At 72.2% G+C, this 16,642-nt stretch carries 10 protein-coding genes; 7 read left to right on the top strand and 3 right to left on the bottom strand.

The genetic code is table 11. The features are described 5' to 3' along the window. Positions 1–25 precede the first annotated feature (25 nt). Positions 26–2,056: a hypothetical protein gene (locus tag MUK52_RS22715; protein ID WP_114057278.1), complete on the bottom strand. Its 2,031-nt coding sequence runs from the start codon at positions 2,054–2,056 to the stop codon at positions 26–28. A 348-nt stretch (positions 2,057–2,404) separates the two neighbouring features. Here MUK52_RS22715 and MUK52_RS22710 point away from each other — a divergent pair, with 348 nt between their 5' ends. From MUK52_RS22710 to MUK52_RS22685, 6 genes are all read left to right on the top strand, one after another. Continuing rightward, positions 2,405–3,940: a leucyl aminopeptidase gene (locus MUK52_RS22710; RefSeq protein WP_114057279.1), complete on the top strand. Its 1,536-nt coding sequence runs from the start codon at positions 2,405–2,407 to the stop codon at positions 3,938–3,940. Positions 3,941–4,248: 308 nt separating this feature from the next. Then, a complete protein-coding gene (gene lpdA / locus MUK52_RS22705) occupies positions 4,249–5,637 on the top strand; it encodes a dihydrolipoyl dehydrogenase (RefSeq protein ID WP_114057280.1) in 1,389 nt (462 codons plus the stop codon). Between the two features lie 53 nt (positions 5,638–5,690). Beyond that, positions 5,691–7,457, top strand: a complete 1,767-nt coding sequence (gene sucB / locus MUK52_RS22700; protein WP_284579572.1) for a 2-oxoglutarate dehydrogenase, E2 component, dihydrolipoamide succinyltransferase — start codon at positions 5,691–5,693, stop codon at positions 7,455–7,457. Between the two features lie 201 nt (positions 7,458–7,658). After that, on the top strand, positions 7,659–8,282 hold the full coding sequence (locus MUK52_RS22695; RefSeq protein ID WP_114058875.1) for a GntR family transcriptional regulator: 624 nt from the start codon (positions 7,659–7,661) through the stop codon (positions 8,280–8,282). Between the two features lie 231 nt (positions 8,283–8,513). Beyond that, entirely contained in the window at positions 8,514–11,210 is a 2,697-nt protein-coding gene (gene aceE, locus MUK52_RS22690) for a pyruvate dehydrogenase (acetyl-transferring), homodimeric type (RefSeq protein WP_114057282.1), read from the top strand. A gap of 157 nt (positions 11,211–11,367) precedes the next feature. Further along, on the top strand, positions 11,368–11,886 hold the full coding sequence (locus MUK52_RS22685) for a DUF4240 domain-containing protein (protein ID WP_114058876.1): 519 nt from the start codon (positions 11,368–11,370) through the stop codon (positions 11,884–11,886). A gap of 25 nt (positions 11,887–11,911) precedes the next feature. On the opposite strand, the gene MUK52_RS22680 is transcribed toward MUK52_RS22685, so the two are convergent. Then, positions 11,912–12,682, bottom strand: a complete 771-nt coding sequence (locus tag MUK52_RS22680; RefSeq protein ID WP_284579569.1) for an SDR family NAD(P)-dependent oxidoreductase — start codon at positions 12,680–12,682, stop codon at positions 11,912–11,914. A gap of 85 nt (positions 12,683–12,767) precedes the next feature. Here MUK52_RS22680 and MUK52_RS22675 point away from each other — a divergent pair, with 85 nt between their 5' ends. After that, on the top strand, positions 12,768–13,454 hold the full coding sequence (locus tag MUK52_RS22675) for a TetR/AcrR family transcriptional regulator (protein ID WP_284579567.1): 687 nt from the start codon (positions 12,768–12,770) through the stop codon (positions 13,452–13,454). Positions 13,455–13,575: 121 nt separating this feature from the next. Here the strand turns inward: MUK52_RS22675 and MUK52_RS22670 are convergent, their stop codons facing one another. Further along, on the bottom strand, positions 13,576–16,425 hold the full coding sequence (locus MUK52_RS22670) for a hypothetical protein (protein WP_284579564.1): 2,850 nt from the start codon (positions 16,423–16,425) through the stop codon (positions 13,576–13,578). Positions 16,426–16,642 lie beyond the last annotated feature (217 nt).

Raw genomic sequence — 16,642 nt, 5'->3', positions numbered from 1 at the left:
GGCCGGGTGGATCGGAGGGTCCGGCTCAGCCGGGCAGGCGGAGCACGACCGCGCTCTGCAGGAGTTCGGGCCCGGTCCAGGCGGAGCGGGTCCCGGCGTACGCGCTGCCGAACTCGGCGGTGCCCAGCAGGAGCTGCTTGCGGGTGCCGGTCGGCGCGGTGACGGGGGCGAGGACGCCGGAGGGCGCCTTGACGGTGACGGTCGCGCCGATGCGGTAGGCGGTGACGCGGCCCGCGGCGAGCGCCTTGTCCCAGGCGGCGCGCCGGCCGAGCTCGACGCCGGTGTCCTTCATGCTCTGGTTGACGAGCGGCGTGCCGGGCGCGAAGAGGGTCCGGTAGTCGTCGAGGACCCGGTCGAGGACGGGGTAGAGGGTGCGGTCCTCGGCGAGGTTGGACTGGTGGACGTAGTGCGGGCGCGGGTCGTTGGCGAGCACGTGGCGCAGGGCGGTGCGGGCCTCCTGGGGGACGATGTGGCCGAGGTAGCCGGTGGCGGTGTCGAGCGGGGCGGGCAGGCAGGTCGAGGTCGCGGGGTTGTCCTCGCAGAGGCCGCTGCCGCCGTGGGCGCGGCTGGTGTAGATCCAGTTGTACTCGTCGGCCATCTCCGCGTTGGTGCCCGTGTTGTAGAACACGTTCATCGGGTGGCGGGGGACGGTCAGGGCGGCGCCGACCGGGCGCTGCGCGGGCTCGCGCGAGTTGTCGCTGCCGACCCACTTGACGCCGTTGTCGGCGAGGGCCCCGGCCAGGTTGGGGTTGTCCTGGGGCTGCTGCGGGAGCGTCCTGAGCCCGGAGTGCTCGCCGGTGACGAGCTCGGTGCGGTCGAGGGGGACGCCCTTGGCGGCCGCCCATGCCACGTTGTCGCGGATCTGCGCGGAGATCTCGGCGCGGCTCATGTACCGGACGTTGCCCTGCGCGTCCTTCGTGCAGGTCCACGGGTCGGCGGCGGTGTCCTGGACACAGCCGAGGAAGGGGTGCGTGTAGGTGTGGTTGAGCCAGCGGAACCGGGCCTTGTCGGCGAGCAGTTGCGCGGTGAGGGCGTCGGTGCCGCCGTTCTCGGCCTTCCACTCCTCGCCGGCGCCGGCGTTGAAGAGCATGTCGAGTGTGAAGCCCTTGGCCTGCTGCCACTGGACGGCGTACCGGGCGTCGTCGGCGGTCATCCGGATGGTGCTCTCGCGGCCCTCGCCGCCCGGGCAGGCGTAGTCGCCGGGCGTGCAGTCGAGCTCGGAGTTCCAGCGGGCGTCGGGCGCGAGGACGTCGTCGACGTGCACGGCGAAGTAGTTGCGGCTGCGGCCGAGGTGGACGCCCTGGGTGAGCCAGTCGACGATGCCGCGGGCCAGCAGCCGGAACTGCCGCTGGTGCTGGTTGTAGCCGAAGGTGACGACGAGCTCGGTGCGCCCGTCGTGCGCGTACTCGCCCACGAGCGAGGCCCGGCCGGCGCCGGCCGGCGCGTCCACGAGGCTGGTGTAGCCCGCCCGCGGCCGGCCCATGAAGCCGTAGCTCTCGGGGACGAGCGGGGAGTTGTCCTCGAAGGCGACCTCGCCGGCGAGGTAGCCGAACGGGCCGGCCTTGCCGGCGGCGGTGACGGCGGCCCGCGTCCCGTCGAGCTGCCCGCTGTAGCCGCCGTTGTCGGTGTACTCCAGGCCCACGCCGGGATGGGCCCAGGTGTAGGCGTCCACCTGGCGGATGCCGAACGCCGTCTCGTACGCGGCGAGCGCGGCCATCTCGGCCGAGCCCTCGCCGAACGGGTTCTCGTTGGGCAGCACCACGCCCTGGTACCTCGCGCGCGGGCGGCCGTCGACCGTGTCGCTGAGGAAGGCGGCGTCGATGACCGGGCGGCCGCTCGCGCCCAGCAGGACGCGCGTGTAGGGGACCCCGGTGTCGCGGAGCTCCGCGGTGATCGCCTCGACCGAGCTGCCGCCGTCGTCGACGACGAGCACCTTCAGGTCGATGCGCGGTGTGGCCGCGGCCGCCTCGGCGGACGCGGCGGGCAGTGCCATGGACATCAGCGCGGCGGCCGCCAGGGCTGCCGCGGTCCTGCTCGTCCGGTTCCTTATGACCATGTCGGCCTTTCCCCCCCGCAGGCGCAACCCGGCGCGGACCCGGCGGCGGGCCGGGCCGGGGAGGCTCTGTGGAAATCATGCAAAGGAACCCCGCGTCCCCTTGCGATCGAGTGGCCCGAGTCTTGCGGCAGCCGGGGCGGGCGGAGAGGCAAACCCGGGCCGAACGCCACGGACGGGTGAACCGGGGGACGGGCTGTTCGAGCGCCTCGGCAAACCTTCGAGTGGCCTGCGGACAGGCCCCTGCGCGTAGGCTCATTTCTGGCGGCCGCCGGGCCGGAATACGATCGCTGCCGGAAGGCCGTCCACCCACTCGGCCCACAACACAAACGGAAGCGAGACCTCACCACCGTGACTGCTCTGACTCTCAGCACTGCCGGCGCGGCGACGCTGCGCGCCGACGCCCTCGTGGTCGGCGTGGCGAAGGGCCCGAAGGGTCCCGTCGTCGCCGCGGGCGCCGAGGCCGTGGACAAGGCGTACGACGGGAGGCTCGCCGCCGTTCTCGACGCGCTGGGGGCCACCGGCGCCGAAGGCGAGACCACCAAGCTGCCGTCCCCCGACGGCCTCAAGGCCCCGGTCGTGCTGGCGGTCGGCCTCGGCCCGGCCCCCGACGAGGACGAGTCGTTCGACGAGGAGGCGCTGCGCCGCGCCGCCGGCTCCGCGGCCCGCGCGCTGCACGGCACCAAGAAGGCCGCCTTCGCCCTCCCCCTGGAGGACGCCTCCGCCGTCACCGCCGTCGCCGAGGGCGCGCTCCTCGGCGCGTACGCCTTCACCTCCTACCAGGGCGGCGAGAAGAAGGGCGCGGCCGCGAAGAACGGCGGCCCCAAGCGCCCCCTCGCCGAGGTGGCCCTGCTCGGTGCCAAGCCGCGCGACAAGGAGCACAAGGCCGCGGCCGAGCGCGCGATCGTCGTCGCCTCCGAGGTCAACACCGCCCGCGACCTGATCAACACCCCGCCGAACGACCTCACCCCGGCCGCGTTCGCGTCGATCGCGTCCGCCACGGCCAAGGAGCACGGCCTCAAGGTGCAGGTCCTGGACGAGAAGGCCCTCACCAAGGGCGGCTACGGCGGCATCATGGGCGTCGGCAAGGGCTCCGAGAACCCGCCGCGCCTGGTGAAGATCTCCTACACCCACCCCGAGGCGGAGAAGCACCTCGCCTTCGTCGGCAAGGGCATCACCTACGACTCGGGCGGCATCTCCCTGAAGCCGGCCGGCCACAACGAGACGATGAAGTGCGACATGTCCGGCGCCGCCGCCGTGTTCGCCTCGGTCGTCGCGGTGGCCCGCCTCGGCCTGCCCGTCAACGTCACCGGCTGGCTCGCGCTCGCCGAGAACATGCCCTCCGGCTCCGCCACCCGCCCCGGCGACGTGCTGCGCATGTACAGCGGCAAGACCGTCGAGGTCCTCAACACCGACGCCGAGGGCCGCCTCGTCCTGGGCGACGCGCTGACCAAGGCGTCCGAGGAGAACCCGGACGCGATCATCGACGTGGCGACCCTGACCGGCGCGATGGTCCTGGCGCTCGGCGACCGCACCTTCGGCATCATGGCCAACGACGACGCCTTCCGCACCGCGGTCCACGAGATCGCCGAGGAGGTCGGCGAGCAGTCCTGGCCGATGCCGCTCCCCGCGGACCTGCGCAAGACGATGGACTCCCCCACCGCGGACATCGCCAACATGGGCGTCCGCATGGGCGGCGGCCTCGTCGCCGGCCTGTTCCTTCAGGAGTTCGTCGGCGAGGGCATCACCTGGGCCCACCTCGACATCGCCGGCCCCGCCTTCCACGAGGGCGCCCCGTACGGCTACACCCCCAAGGGCGGCACCGGCTCGGCCGTGCGCACCCTGGTGCGGCTGGCGGAGCGGACCGCCACGGGCGACCTGGGCTGACACCTCCGCCCCGCCGCCCCCGCGGTGTGACGCACGACGCACCCCGGCCCCGGACAGCAGGTCCGCGGGGCCGGGGTGTCCGCCCACGACGAAATCCGCAGGTTTCTACGCTTCGGTAACCCCTTCGTCCGGCAGAACGACCTGCCACAGTCCGGGCCCGGCGTCCCGCGTTCCCCCGACAAATGCGAAGATGGGTTCTCGGCAGGACAGGGCCCCCACCACAGGGCCGAAGAAACAAGCGGCCGAATACCAGCCGCCGCCCGGTCACAGAGGACCGGTGCCCGGCGCACATGCATGGAGGACGTGACGTGGCGAACGACGCCAGCACCGTTTTCGACCTAGTGATCCTCGGCGGTGGCAGTGGCGGTTACGCCGCGGCTCTGCGCGCTTCCCAGCTGGGTCTGGACGTTGCCCTGATCGAGAAGAACAAGCTCGGCGGCACCTGCCTGCACAACGGCTGCATCCCGACGAAGGCGCTGCTCCACGCGGGCGAGGTCGCCGACCAGGCGCGCGAGGCCGCGCAGTTCGGCGTCAAGGCCTCGTTCGAGGGCATCGACATCGCGGGCGTGCACAAGTACAAGGACGACGTCATCGCGGGCCTGTACAAGGGCCTCCAGGGCCTGGTCGCCTCCCGCAAGGTGACGTACATCGAGGGCGAGGGCCGGCTGTCCTCCCCGACGTCCGTCGACGTGAACGGGCAGCGCATCCAGGGCCGCCACGTCCTGCTGGCGACCGGTTCCGTGCCGCGCTCCCTGCCCGGCCTGGACATCGACGGCAACCGCATCATCTCCTCGGACCACGCGCTGGTCCTGGACCGCGTGCCGCAGTCCGCGATCATCCTCGGCGGCGGCGTCATCGGCGTCGAGTTCGCCTCGGCCTGGAAGTCCTTCGGCACCGACGTCACGGTCATCGAGGGCCTGAAGCACCTCGTCCCCGTCGAGGACGAGAACAGCTCCAAGCTGCTGGAGCGCGCCTTCCGCAAGCGCGGCATCAAGTTCAACCTGGGCACCTTCTTCGAGAAGGCCGAGTACACCGAGAACGGTGTGCGGGTCACCCTCGCCGACGGCAAGACCTTCGAGGCCGAGGTGCTGCTGGTCGCCATCGGCCGCGGCCCGGTCTCCCAGGGCCTGGGCTACGAGGAGCAGGGCGTCGCGATGGACCGGGGCTACGTCCTGGTCGACGAGTACATGCAGACGAACGTGCCGACGATCTCGGCCGTCGGCGACCTGGTCCCGACCCTGCAGCTCGCGCACGTCGGCTTCGCGGAGGGCATCCTCGTCGCGGAGCGCCTGGCGGGCATGAAGACCGTCCCGATCGACTACGACGGCGTGCCGCGGGTGACGTACTGCCACCCGGAGGTCGCCTCCGTCGGCATCACCGAGGCCAAGGCCAAGGAGATCTACGGTGCGGACAAGGTCGTCGCCCTGAAGTACAACCTGGCGGGCAACGGCAAGAGCAAGATCCTGAAGACCGCGGGCGAGATCAAGCTCGTCCAGGTCAAGGACGGTGCCGTGGTCGGCGTCCACATGGTCGGTGACCGGATGGGCGAGCAGGTCGGCGAGGCCCAGCTGATCTACAACTGGGAGGCCCTGCCGGCCGAGGTCGCGCAGCTCATCCACGCGCACCCGACGCAGAACGAGGCGCTCGGCGAGGCCCACCTGGCCCTGGCCGGCAAGCCGCTGCACTCCCACGACTGATCGTCCCGGGCGCGACGACCACTTCCGCACTTTCACAAGGAGCAACTGAAACCATGGCGGTTTCCGTAACCCTTCCGGCGCTCGGAGAGAGCGTCACAGAGGGCACTGTCACCCGCTGGCTGAAGGCCGAGGGCGAGCGCGTCGAGGCCGACGAGCCGCTGCTGGAGGTGTCGACCGACAAGGTCGACACCGAGATCCCCTCGCCCGTCGCCGGCATCCTGGCCTCGATCAAGGTCGCCGAGGACGAGACCGTCGAGGTCGGCGCCGAGCTGGCCGTCATCGACGACGGCTCCGGCGCTCCGGCCGAGGCCCCCGCCCCGGCAGCCGCCGAGGCCGCGGCTCCGGCCGCCGAGGCCCCCGCGGCCGAGGCGCCCGCCGCCCCGGCCCCGGCCGCCGAGGCCCCCGCCGCTGCCGCCGCGCCGGCCGCGTCCGGCACCGACGTCGTGCTGCCCGCGCTGGGCGAGTCGGTCACCGAGGGCACCGTCACCCGCTGGCTGAAGTCGGTCGGCGAGACGGTCGAGGCCGACGAGCCGCTGCTGGAGGTCTCCACCGACAAGGTCGACACCGAGATCCCCGCGCCGATGTCCGGCACGCTGCTGGAGATCCTGGTCGGCGAGGACGAGACCGCCGAGGTCGGCGCCCGTCTCGCCGTCATCGGTGTCGCCGGCGCGGCTCCGGCCGCTGCCCCGGCCCCGGCCGCTCCGGCTCCCGCCGCTGCCCCGGCTCCGGCTCCGGCTGCCGCCCCGGCTCCCGCCGCTGCCCCGGCTGCCGCTCCGGCCCCGGTCGCCGCCCCGGCCCCGGTCGCCGCTCCGGCTCCGGCCGCCCCGGCTCCGGCCCCGGTCGCCCCGGCGGCTCCGGCCGCTCCCGCGGCTCCGGCCTCCGCCGGTGACGAGGGCGCGTACGTGACCCCGCTGGTGCGCAAGCTCGCCTCGGAGTCCGGCGTCGACCTGAACACCGTCACGGGCACCGGCGTCGGCGGCCGTATCCGCAAGCAGGACGTTCTGGCCGCCGCCGAGGCCGCCAAGGCCGCCGCCGCCCCGGCTCCCGCCGCCGCTGCTGCCGCCCCGGCCGCCCCGGCCCCGGCCGCCGCGGTCTCGGAGCTGCGCGGCCAGACGGTCAAGATGACCCGCATGCGCAAGGTCATCGGCGACAACATGATGAAGGCCCTGCACTCGCAGGCGCAGCTGTCGTCCGTGGTCGAGGTGGACATCACCAAGATCATGAAGCTGCGGGAGAAGGCCAAGGCCTCCTTCCTGGCCCGCGAGGGCGTCAAGCTCTCCCCGATGCCGTTCTTCGTCAAGGCCGCCGCCCAGGCGCTGAAGGCCCACGCGGTCGTCAACGCCCGGATCAACGACGACGAGGGCACCATCACCTACTTCGACTCGGAGAACATCGGCATCGCCGTGGACTCCGAGAAGGGCCTGATGACCCCGGTCATCAAGGGTGCGGGCGACCTCAACCTGGCCGGCATCGCCAAGGCGACCGCCGACCTGGCCGGCAAGGTCCGCGGCAACAAGATCACCCCGGACGAGCTGTCCGGCGCGACCTTCACCATCAGCAACACCGGTTCGCGCGGCGCCCTGTTCGACACAGTCATCGTTCCGCCGAACCAGGTCGCGATCCTGGGCATCGGCGCCACGGTGAAGCGCCCGGTGGTCCAGGAGACCGCCGAGGGCACCGTCATCGCCGTCCGCGACATGACGTACCTGACCCTGTCCTACGACCACCGCCTGGTGGACGGCGCGGACGCGGCCCGGTACCTCACCGCGGTCAAGGCGATCCTGGAGGCCGGCGAGTTCGAGGTCGAGCTCGGCCTGTAAGGCCCGCCCGCCGACGGCTCCCGTCGCAGCACGCACGGCGCCCCCGCCCGGAACCGATCCGGGCGGGGGCGCCGTCGTTCCCGCGGCTGTAACCAGCCTCACCCGGCGACCCCGTGCGCGGACGCTCCCCGTGCGGCTACTGCGCCGTATTGTCTACGCATCAGAGCTGTGCACGACTTCACAGGAGATGAAGCCCCGATGATCACCCCACCCGTCGTGCAGTCCCTGCGCGAGCAGATCCGCGAGCACATCGTGGAGGGGATCGTCAGCGGGCGCTGGAAGCCCGGCGAGCGGATCGTCGAGCGGCGCATCGCCGTCGAGCTGGAGGTGAGCCAGACCCCCGTAAGGGAGGCTCTGCGCGAGCTGGAGACGCTGCGGCTGATCGAGTCGGCGCCCAACAAGGGCGTACGGGTGCGGAACCTGTCGGCGGCGGACCTGGAGGAGATCTACCCGGTGCGGGCCGGCCTGGAGCAGATCGCGGCCGAACTGGCCGCGCCCCGGCTGGCCGCGGACTGCTCGGCGCTGGAGCCGCACGTGGCGGCGCTGTGGGAGGCGGACCGGCTGGAGGACGGCACGGCGCAGGTGCGGCACACCGTCGGCTTCCACCGGGAGATGGTGCGGGCGGCCGGGAACAGCGTGCTGCTCCACACGTGGGAGAGCCTGGGCATCGAGGTGTTCACGGCCCTGTCGATCCGCTGGCTGGGGACGGTCCAGAAGTCGTACGCGGAGGAGCACGAAGCCCTCGTACAGGCCTTCCGCAGCCGGGATCCCGACATCGGGGTGCTGGTCAAGCGGCATGTCCTGGGGTGTGCGCCCCGCGCCTGACGGAACGATCCGGGTCCGCTTTCGCCCGATTTGACCGGCACCGGGTGCCTGAATCGCTGGCACCCGGTGCCGACTTTTGCCTGATGTCCGTCATCTTGACCGCAAACGTTTGATCGATCATCGATCAGGGATTTACAGTCGGGTCGGACCCCCACCGGAGTCCGCCCCCTGTCCTGCCCGTCAGGGATCTTCTTCACCACCTCTCCTTTGTCCGGAAGGCGGCGCACACCGATGTCCGACCCCGTAGGAAAGCTTCCGAGCGAGCTCGACCAGCTCCCGGACCGCGACACCGAGGAGACCGCCGAATGGGCGGCCTCGCTCGACGCCGTCGCCAAGGCCGCCGGTACGCGCCGCGCCGAATACCTGCTCCGCCGCACCCTCCAGCACGCCGAGAGCGCCGGGCTCGCCCTGCCGAAGCTGCTGGAGACGGACTACGTCAATACCATCCCCACCTCCGCCGAGCCGGACTTCCCCGGTGACGAGGAGATGGAGGCCCGCATCACGGCCTGGAACCGCTGGAACGCGGCCGCCATGGTGACCCGCGGCTCGAAGTACGGCGTCGGCGGCCACATCGCCACCTTCGCCTCCGCCGCCTGGCTGTACGAGACCGGCTTCCAGCACTTCTTCCGCGGGAAGGAGGCCGACGGCTCCGGCGACCAGCTCTACATCCAGGGCCACGCCTCCCCCGGCATCTACGCCCGCGCCTTCCTCGACGGGCGCATCTCCGAGCAGCAGCTCGACAACTTCCGCCAGGAGTCCGGCGGCAACGGCCTGCCCTCCTACCCGCACCCGCGGCGCCTGCCGTGGCTGTGGGAGTTCCCGACGGTCTCCATGGGCCTCGGCCCCCTCTCGGCGATCTACCAGGCGCGCTTCAACCGCTACCTGGAGAACCGGAAGATCAAGGACACCTCCAACTCCCACGTCTGGGCCTTCCTCGGCGACGGCGAGATGGACGAGCCCGAGTCGACGGCCGCCCTTGCCCTCGCGGCCCGCGAGCGCCTCGACAACCTGACCTTCGTCGTCAACTGCAACCTGCAGCGCCTCGACGGCCCGGTCCGCGCGAACTTCCGCATCGTCCAGGAGCTGGAGGCCCAGTTCCGCGGCGCCGGCTGGAACGTCGTGAAGACCCTGTGGGGCTCCGCCTGGGACGAGCTGTTCCGCCTCGACACCACGGGCGCCCTGGTCCGCCGCCTGCGCGAGACCCCGGACGCGCAGTTCCAGACGTACGCCACCCGCGACGCCGCCTACATCCGCGAGCACTTCTTCGGCGGCGACCCGGCCCTCGCGGCGCTCGGCGCCCTGGTGTCCGACGCGAAGATCGCCGAGTGCTTCCACACCTCCCGCGGCGGCCACGAGCCCCGCAAGGTGTACGCCGCGTACAAGGCCGCGCTGGAGCACAAGGGCGCGCCGACGGTCATCCTGGCGCAGACCGTCAAGGGCTACACCCTGGGTGCCGGGTTCGAGTCGAAGAACGCGAACCACCAGATGAAGAAGCTGACGATCGACGAGTTCAAGGGCATGCGCGACCTGCTCGGACTCCCGATCCCGGACAGCGCCTTCGACAGCGGCGTGGTCCCCTACGGCCACCCGGGCGCCGACTCCCCCGAGGTCCGCTACCTCCAGGAGCGCCGCGCGGCCCTCGGCGGCCCGGCCCCGGCCCGCCGCGTCCACCAGGTGGCCCTGCCGCAGCCCGCCGACAAGTCCTTCGCGCCGCTGCTCAAGGGCTCCGGCAAGCAGGAGATGGCCACGACGATGGCCTTCGTCCGCCTGGTCAAGGACCTGATGCGGGACAAGGAGACCGGCCGCCGCTGGGTGCCGATCGTCCCCGACGAGGCCCGCACCTTCGGCATGGAGTCCCTGTTCCCGTCCGCGGGCATCTACTCGCCGCTGGGGCAGACGTACGAGCCGGTCGACCGCGACCAGCTGATGTACTACAAGGAGGCCAAGGACGGCCAGATCCTCAACGAGGGGATCACCGAGGCCGGCGCCATGGCCGACTTCATCGCCGCCGCCACGTCGTACGCGACGCACGGCGAGACGATGATCCCGTTCTACATCTTCTACTCGATGTTCGGCTGGCAGCGCACGGGCGACCAGATGTGGCAGCTCGCCGACCAGCTCGGCAAGGGCTTCATCGTCGGCGCGACGGCCGGCCGCACCACACTGACCGGTGAGGGCCTCCAGCACGCAGACGGCCACTCCCACCTGATCGCGGCCACGAACCCGGCCTCGCTCAACTACGACCCGGCCTTCGCGTACGAGATCGCGGTGATCGTCAAGGACGGCCTGCGGCGCATGTACGGGGAGCCCACCCCCGGTGTGGACTCGGACGTCTTCTACTACCTGACGGTCTACAACGAGCCGAAGCCGCAGCCGGCCATGCCCGAGGGCGTGGAGGAGGGCATCGTCAAGGGCCTCTACCGCTTCAACACGGCGGCGGACCTCGGCGACGCGGCCCCGGCCGCCGACGCCCCGAGGATCCAGCTGATGGCCTCGGGCACCGCGATCCACTGGATCCTGGAGGCGCAGCGGCTGCTGGCCGCCGAGTGGAACGTCGCCGCCGACGTCTGGTCCGCCACCTCCTGGGGCGAGCTGCGCCGGGACGCGCTGGAGGCCGACGAGGCCCTGCTGCGCGGCGAGGAGCGCACCCCGTACGTCACCCGTGTGCTGGAAGGCGCGCCGGGCCCGGTCCTGGCCGTCTCCGACTGGATGCGCCAGGTCCCCGACCAGATCAGCCAGTGGGTCCCGCAGGACTACACCTCGCTGGGCACGGACGGCTTCGGCCTCTCCGACACCCGCGAGAACGCCCGCCGCCACTTCGGCGTCGACGCCGAGTCGATCGTCGTGGCCGCGCTGGCCCAGCTCGCCCGCCGCGGCGAGGTGCCGGCGTCGTCCGTGAAGGAGGCGCGCGAGCGCTACGGCCTCTGAGCCGGCCGCCGGCCCGCAAGCCGGCGCGCGGGCCCTCGTGCCGCGGAGGCGGCCCCTCCCCCGAGCAGGGGGCGGGGCCGCCTCCGGCGTTTCGCGGGGCGCTGTCGGATTGTCGCGGTGGCGGGCCACCGGCCGACCCGTGATGCTGGATGCCGTGATGGACGAGACGGAGTTCTGGGAGATCGTCGACAGCACCCGCGAGGCCGCCGAGGGCGACCCCGAGGACCATGCCGAGCTGCTGGTGGAGCGGTTGGCGCAGCTCGATCCGGACTCCGTCCTCGACTTCGCCCGGCATTTCGAGTCCCGCTACAACCGGGCGTACACCTGGGACCTGTGGGGCGCCGCCTGGGTGCTCCTCGGCGGCGCGAGCGACGACGCCTTCGACTACTTCCGCTGCTGGCTGATCGGCCAGGGACGGGACGTCTTCGAGGGCGCCCTCCACGACCCGGACGCGCTGGCCGGACTCCTCGACGAGTTCGACGAGGACATCGACGGCGACGGCGAGGAGCTCGGCTACGCCGCGGACGAGGCGTACGAGCAGCTGACCGGGACGGTCGCCCCCGACCTCGGGGTCCCGCTCCAGGCCGCGGAACCGGCGGGCACCCCGCTCGACCTCGAGAACGAGGCGGTCCTGGCGGGCCGCTTCCCCCGGCTGTGGGAGCGCTTCGGCGGCTGAGGGCGGGGGCGGCGCGGGCGGCGGCTCAGTGGTGGGTGCCGCCGTCGATGCGGATCTCGGTGCCGGTGATAAAGGCGCCGTCCTCGGAGCCCAGCATCGCGACCACGCCGGCGACCGTCTCCGGCGGGGCGAAGCCATGCCCGATCGCGGGGGCGAGCTTGGCGAACAGGCTCCAGTCGGTGTCCTCGGGCAGGCCGGGGCCGGCGCCGGTGGTCATGCCGGACTCGATGGACCCGGGCGCGACGGCGACGAAGCGCAGGCCCTGCTTGCTGTACTCGGCGGACAGCGCGTGCGTCATGGACTGGATGCCGCCCTTGCTTGCCGCGTAGGCGGCCATGTAGGGGTGGGCGAAGGACGCCGAGGTGGAGCTGAAGTTGACGACGACCGGCCGGTCGCCCTCCAGCAGCGCCGGGAGCGACTCGCGGATCATGAGGAAGGTGCCGGTCAGGTTGACGGCGAGGACCTTGTTCCACAGGTCGAGCGGCGTGCGGTGGGTGTGCGCGCAGCGCAGGATGCCGGCGGCGTTGACGAGGACGTCGAGCCCGCCGAGGGCCTCCACGGCGGCGGGGACGGCCACGGCGACGGCGGCCTCGTCCGCTATGTCGAGGACGGCGGTGGTGAGCCGGTCCGCATGCCCGTCGGCGGCGGCCCGCTCGGCGGTGGCCTTCAGGCCGGACTCGTCGACGTCCGCGGTGTGGACGCGGCCGCCCTCGGCCAGGATGCGGTGCACGGTGGCCCGGCCGATGCCGGAGCCGCCGCCGGTGATGAGGACGCGTCGTCCTTCGTAACGGTTCATGAGCTGAGCGTACCCGTGCGATGACACGCTTTGCCAGGGTGCCAAAACGCGCATTACGGGCCCGCCGGAGCGGTAGGCTTCCCCCGTGAGATCCCCTCGTCCCTACTCCCTCCGGACCGGCCCCGCCGCAGCCCAGTCCCTGACCGAGCGCCGCAAGGCCGCCACCCAGCTCGACATCGCCCGCGCCGCCTGCGCCCTCTTCGCCGAGCACGGCCCGGACGGCACCACCGCGGAGGACATCGCCCACCGCGCCGGCGTCGCCCTGCGCACCTTCTACCGCTACTTCCGCAACAAGCAGGAGGCCGTCGCCCCGCTCCTCGCCACCGGCGGGGACACCTGGCGCGCGATGCTCGCCGAGGAGGCCCCCGGCACCCCGGTCGCCGAGGCCCTGGAACGCGCGATCACCCGCACGCTCACCGCCCCCCAGGCCGTCGCCGAGGGCCTGGAGGTCACCCGCGGGCTCCTCCGCGCCGCCGCCACCGACCCGGCCCTGCGCGCCGTCTGGTACCGCGTGAACCAGGACTCCGAGGAGGCCCTGGTCCCCGTCCTGACCCGCCTGACCTCGGAAACGGCGGACCCCCTGTCGATCCGCCTCCTGGCGGCGGCCGCCACGGACGCCATCCGCATCGCCCTGGAACTCTGGTCGACCACGGACACCCCCTGCACGGGCCCGGACTCCCCCCGGGAACTGGCCGTCCGCTCCCTCCGCGCCCTGACCCCGGCAATCCCCCTCCCGCCGGGCCCGGGCGGGACACCCCGCCCCACCCCCTGAAGCGGGAGCCCGGCACGTCCGGCCGATCGCCCCGGAGGGGCCGCGGCGCCCGCCGCCCTCATGCCCGCAGGCCCTCGCCCGGGGAGGGCGAGGGCCTGCGGGGGTGTGTTTCGGCCGGGCGTTACGTCGTGTAGTAGCCGGCGACGTCTGCGATGAGGTCCACCGACCCGGCGTTGTTGTAGAAGCTGACCTTCCCGTTCACCACCGGCACAACCACCAGGTTCGGAACCGTCTGCCCCGCCACGAAGTTCAGATTCGACGCACTCGTACGCGCCGTACCGTCCGGGAACACCGACACATGCGACGACGACGTCGGCTCGGTCGCCGTCACGTTCAGAACCACCGCCGTCACACCCGACGCCGGAATACCCGCCACACCCGTCACCGGCAGCGTCACCGTACCGCCCTGACCCACCTTCGCCTTCGCCACACCCAGACCGATACGGGTGTCCATCAGACGCGTCGGCGCAATCGGCTTGTACGTCGAACCCGAACCATCCGTGGTGTAGTAACCCGCCACATCGGCAATCAGATCCACCGACCCGGCATTGTTGTAGAAGCTGACCTTCCCGTTCACCACCGGCACAACCACCAGGTTCGGAACCGTCTGCCCCGCCACGAAGTTCAGATTCGACGCACTCGTACGCGCCGTACCGTCCGGGAACACCGACACATGCGACGACGACGTCGGCTCGGTCGCCGTCACGTTCAGAACCACAGCCGTCACACCCGACGCCGGAATACCCGCCACACCCGTCACCGGCAGCGTCACCGTACCGCCCTGACCCACCTTCGCCTTCGCCACACCCAGACCGATACGGGTGTCCATCAGACGCGTCGGCGCAATCGGCTTGTACGTCGAACCCGAACCATCCGTGGTGTAGTAACCCGCCACATCGGCAATCAGATCCACCGACCCGGCATTGTTGTAGAAGCTGACCTTCCCGTTCACCACCGGCACAACCACCAGGTTCGGAACCGTCTGCCCCGCCACGAAGTTCAGATTCGACGCACTCGTACGCGCCGTACCGTCCGGGAACACCGACACATGCGACGACGACGTCGGCTCGGTCGCCGTCACGTTCAGAACCACAGCCGTCACACCCGACGCCGGAATACCCGCCACACCCGTCACCGGCAGCGTCACCGTACCGCCCTGACCCACCTTCGCCTTCGCCACACCCAGACCGATACGGGTGTCCATCAGACGCGTCGGCGCAATCGGCTTGTACGTGCCGTGACCGGAGGCGGCCGCAGGCGGCGTCACCGTCAGCGTGCCGCGCGGGTACTGGGAGCCGAGCACGATGACGCTGATGTTCCAGTTGCCGGCCGGGGCGGTGCGCAGGTCCACGGTCGCCTTCAGCGTGCGGGCGTCGTCCGAGACGGAGACGGTCGTGGCCGTCAGCGGCGCCGGGCCGCCCGTCAGCCGGACGGTGGTGCCCATGCCCAGGGCCGTGCCCGTGACGGTGAGGGTGGCGACCGTCCCGCTCTGCGCGGTGGTCGGCGTGACCGTGGCGACGGACACGTCCTCCGAGCCGCAGGGGGCGGTGGTGCAGACCAGCTGGGCGCGGTACGCCGCGCGGTCCACAGCGTCCGGCAGCGGGAGGACGAACAGGCTCTGGCCTGCGGCCTGGCAGCTGTACGGGGACGCGTGGCCGCTGCAGAGGTTGCGTCCGGCATCACTGTAGAGCTCGGGCTCCGGGGTGCGCGTCCCGCCGTCCGTGGTGGCGACTTCCGCCCTGAACGAGTCGCCCGAGGCGCTCGGCAGGACGGCGCACACGCCGGTGCGCTCCTCACCGAGGGTGCCGGTCAGCGGGCCGTACCCGTACGCCACGGAGCCGGCCCGGGTGCATTCGGGCGCAGGCCCGGTGGCCGTGGCGATCCGCCAGGCGTCGAGGCGGTAGGAGGCGGGCAGGGACCATTCCTGCGGGACCTGCGTGACCACCTGGTAGCCGGTGGAGCCGCTGGGCGTGCACGCCCAGGTCTTCTGGTAGCAGGCGATGCGGCCGGTGTCGTCCATGACCAGCGTGTGCGTGGAGTCGTGGGCGTCCCGGACGTCGAGGCGCAGCCGGTCCGCGGCGGCCGGCGTGGTGATGCGGTGGCAGCGCAGGGTGCCGTTCGCGCCGGAGGTGCCGGTCGTGGCCGGGGCGCCAACCTGCGTCGCCGCGGTGGTGGCGCAGCCGCGGGCGGTCGCGGTGACGTCCCTGCGGTCCAGGGTGTGGCTGCGCGGGGCGTCCTGGCCCTGCAGGAGCAGGGTGTACGCCTTGCCTGCGGCGAGGGAGCAGCTGGTGAGGCCGTCCGTGCGGAGCTGCTGGCCCGGGGCGGGGTGGTCGTAGCAGGACGGCCCGTTGCCGTCGGTGTCGATCACGCGCAGCGAGTACTGCGGGAACAGCTCCGAGTCCTCCGGGAGGCCGTAGCGGATCCGCAGGAGCTCGGCGGTCGAATGGGCGTCGGCCGGGATGGTCAGGCAGTGCGAGAAGACGCCGTTGCCGGTCTCCAGGCGTACGGCCGCCGCGTCGTCGGCGAAGCTGCCGGCGGGCAGGACCGGGCAGTCCTTCTGGAGTACGTCCGTGCGGACGAAGTGCACACCGTACGGGCCGGTCGCCTCGGCGTCCGCGGCGCGGACCCGCGCACGGAACGGTGCCGTTCCGGTCAGGGCGCACTCGCCCCGGCTGAGGTCGCCGTCGGTGCACTGTGCGGTGCCGTTCCGGTCGACGAGCTCGACGCGGGCGGTGACGCCCGCTCCGCCGAGTGAGGTGAGGGCGGCGATCCGGGCGCCCTGCGGGCTCGGCAGCTCCAGGCAGTGCGTCTGCCCGGCGGTGGTGAACGTGCCCGCGTGCCGTCCCTCGGCGACGGCGGTGCAGTCCTCTGCGGCGGGCGCGGCCTGAGCGGCGCCCACGGGCACCAGCAGCGCGGCGAGGAAGGCCAGCAGGCAGGTCAGTACGGTGGAGATCGGGCGTCCTCTGGACACCCACGGCGTTGGCATGAACCCCCCAGGGCGATATGGCGTCGAGCGATGGTCGCACACCCGTAAGCCGAGGTCAGAGGCGTGGGTGGCGGCTGGGGTCCGGGTCATGGCGATCAGGGCTGGTTGGTGGCGTTCCGTACGGTCGCGGACCTCCGCGGCCGGCACCCGACCGCCGGCGCCGGCGGTGCGGAAACGCGACGAGCCCTGCCGCTCTCCGTGG

Source organism: Streptomyces sp. 2P-4, assembly GCF_030167965.1.
Classification (GTDB): Bacteria; Actinomycetota; Actinomycetes; order Streptomycetales; family Streptomycetaceae; genus Streptomyces; species Streptomyces globosus_A.
This window is presented reverse-complemented; position numbering and strand designations above follow the sequence as displayed.

Excerpts from the sequence above, each read along its gene's own strand:
- MUK52_RS22715 (WP_114057278.1), bottom strand. The coding sequence starts at position 2,056 with ATGGTCATAAGGAACCGGACGAGCAGGACCGCGGCAGCCCTGGCGGCC.
- sucB (WP_284579572.1), top strand. The coding sequence starts at position 5,691 with ATGGCGGTTTCCGTAACCCTTCCGGCGCTCGGAGAGAGCGTCACAGAG.
- aceE (WP_114057282.1), top strand. The coding sequence starts at position 8,514 with ATGTCCGACCCCGTAGGAAAGCTTCCGAGCGAGCTCGACCAGCTCCCG.
- MUK52_RS22685 (WP_114058876.1), top strand. The coding sequence starts at position 11,368 with ATGGACGAGACGGAGTTCTGGGAGATCGTCGACAGCACCCGCGAGGCC.
- MUK52_RS22680 (WP_284579569.1), bottom strand. The coding sequence starts at position 12,682 with ATGAACCGTTACGAAGGACGACGCGTCCTCATCACCGGCGGCGGCTCC.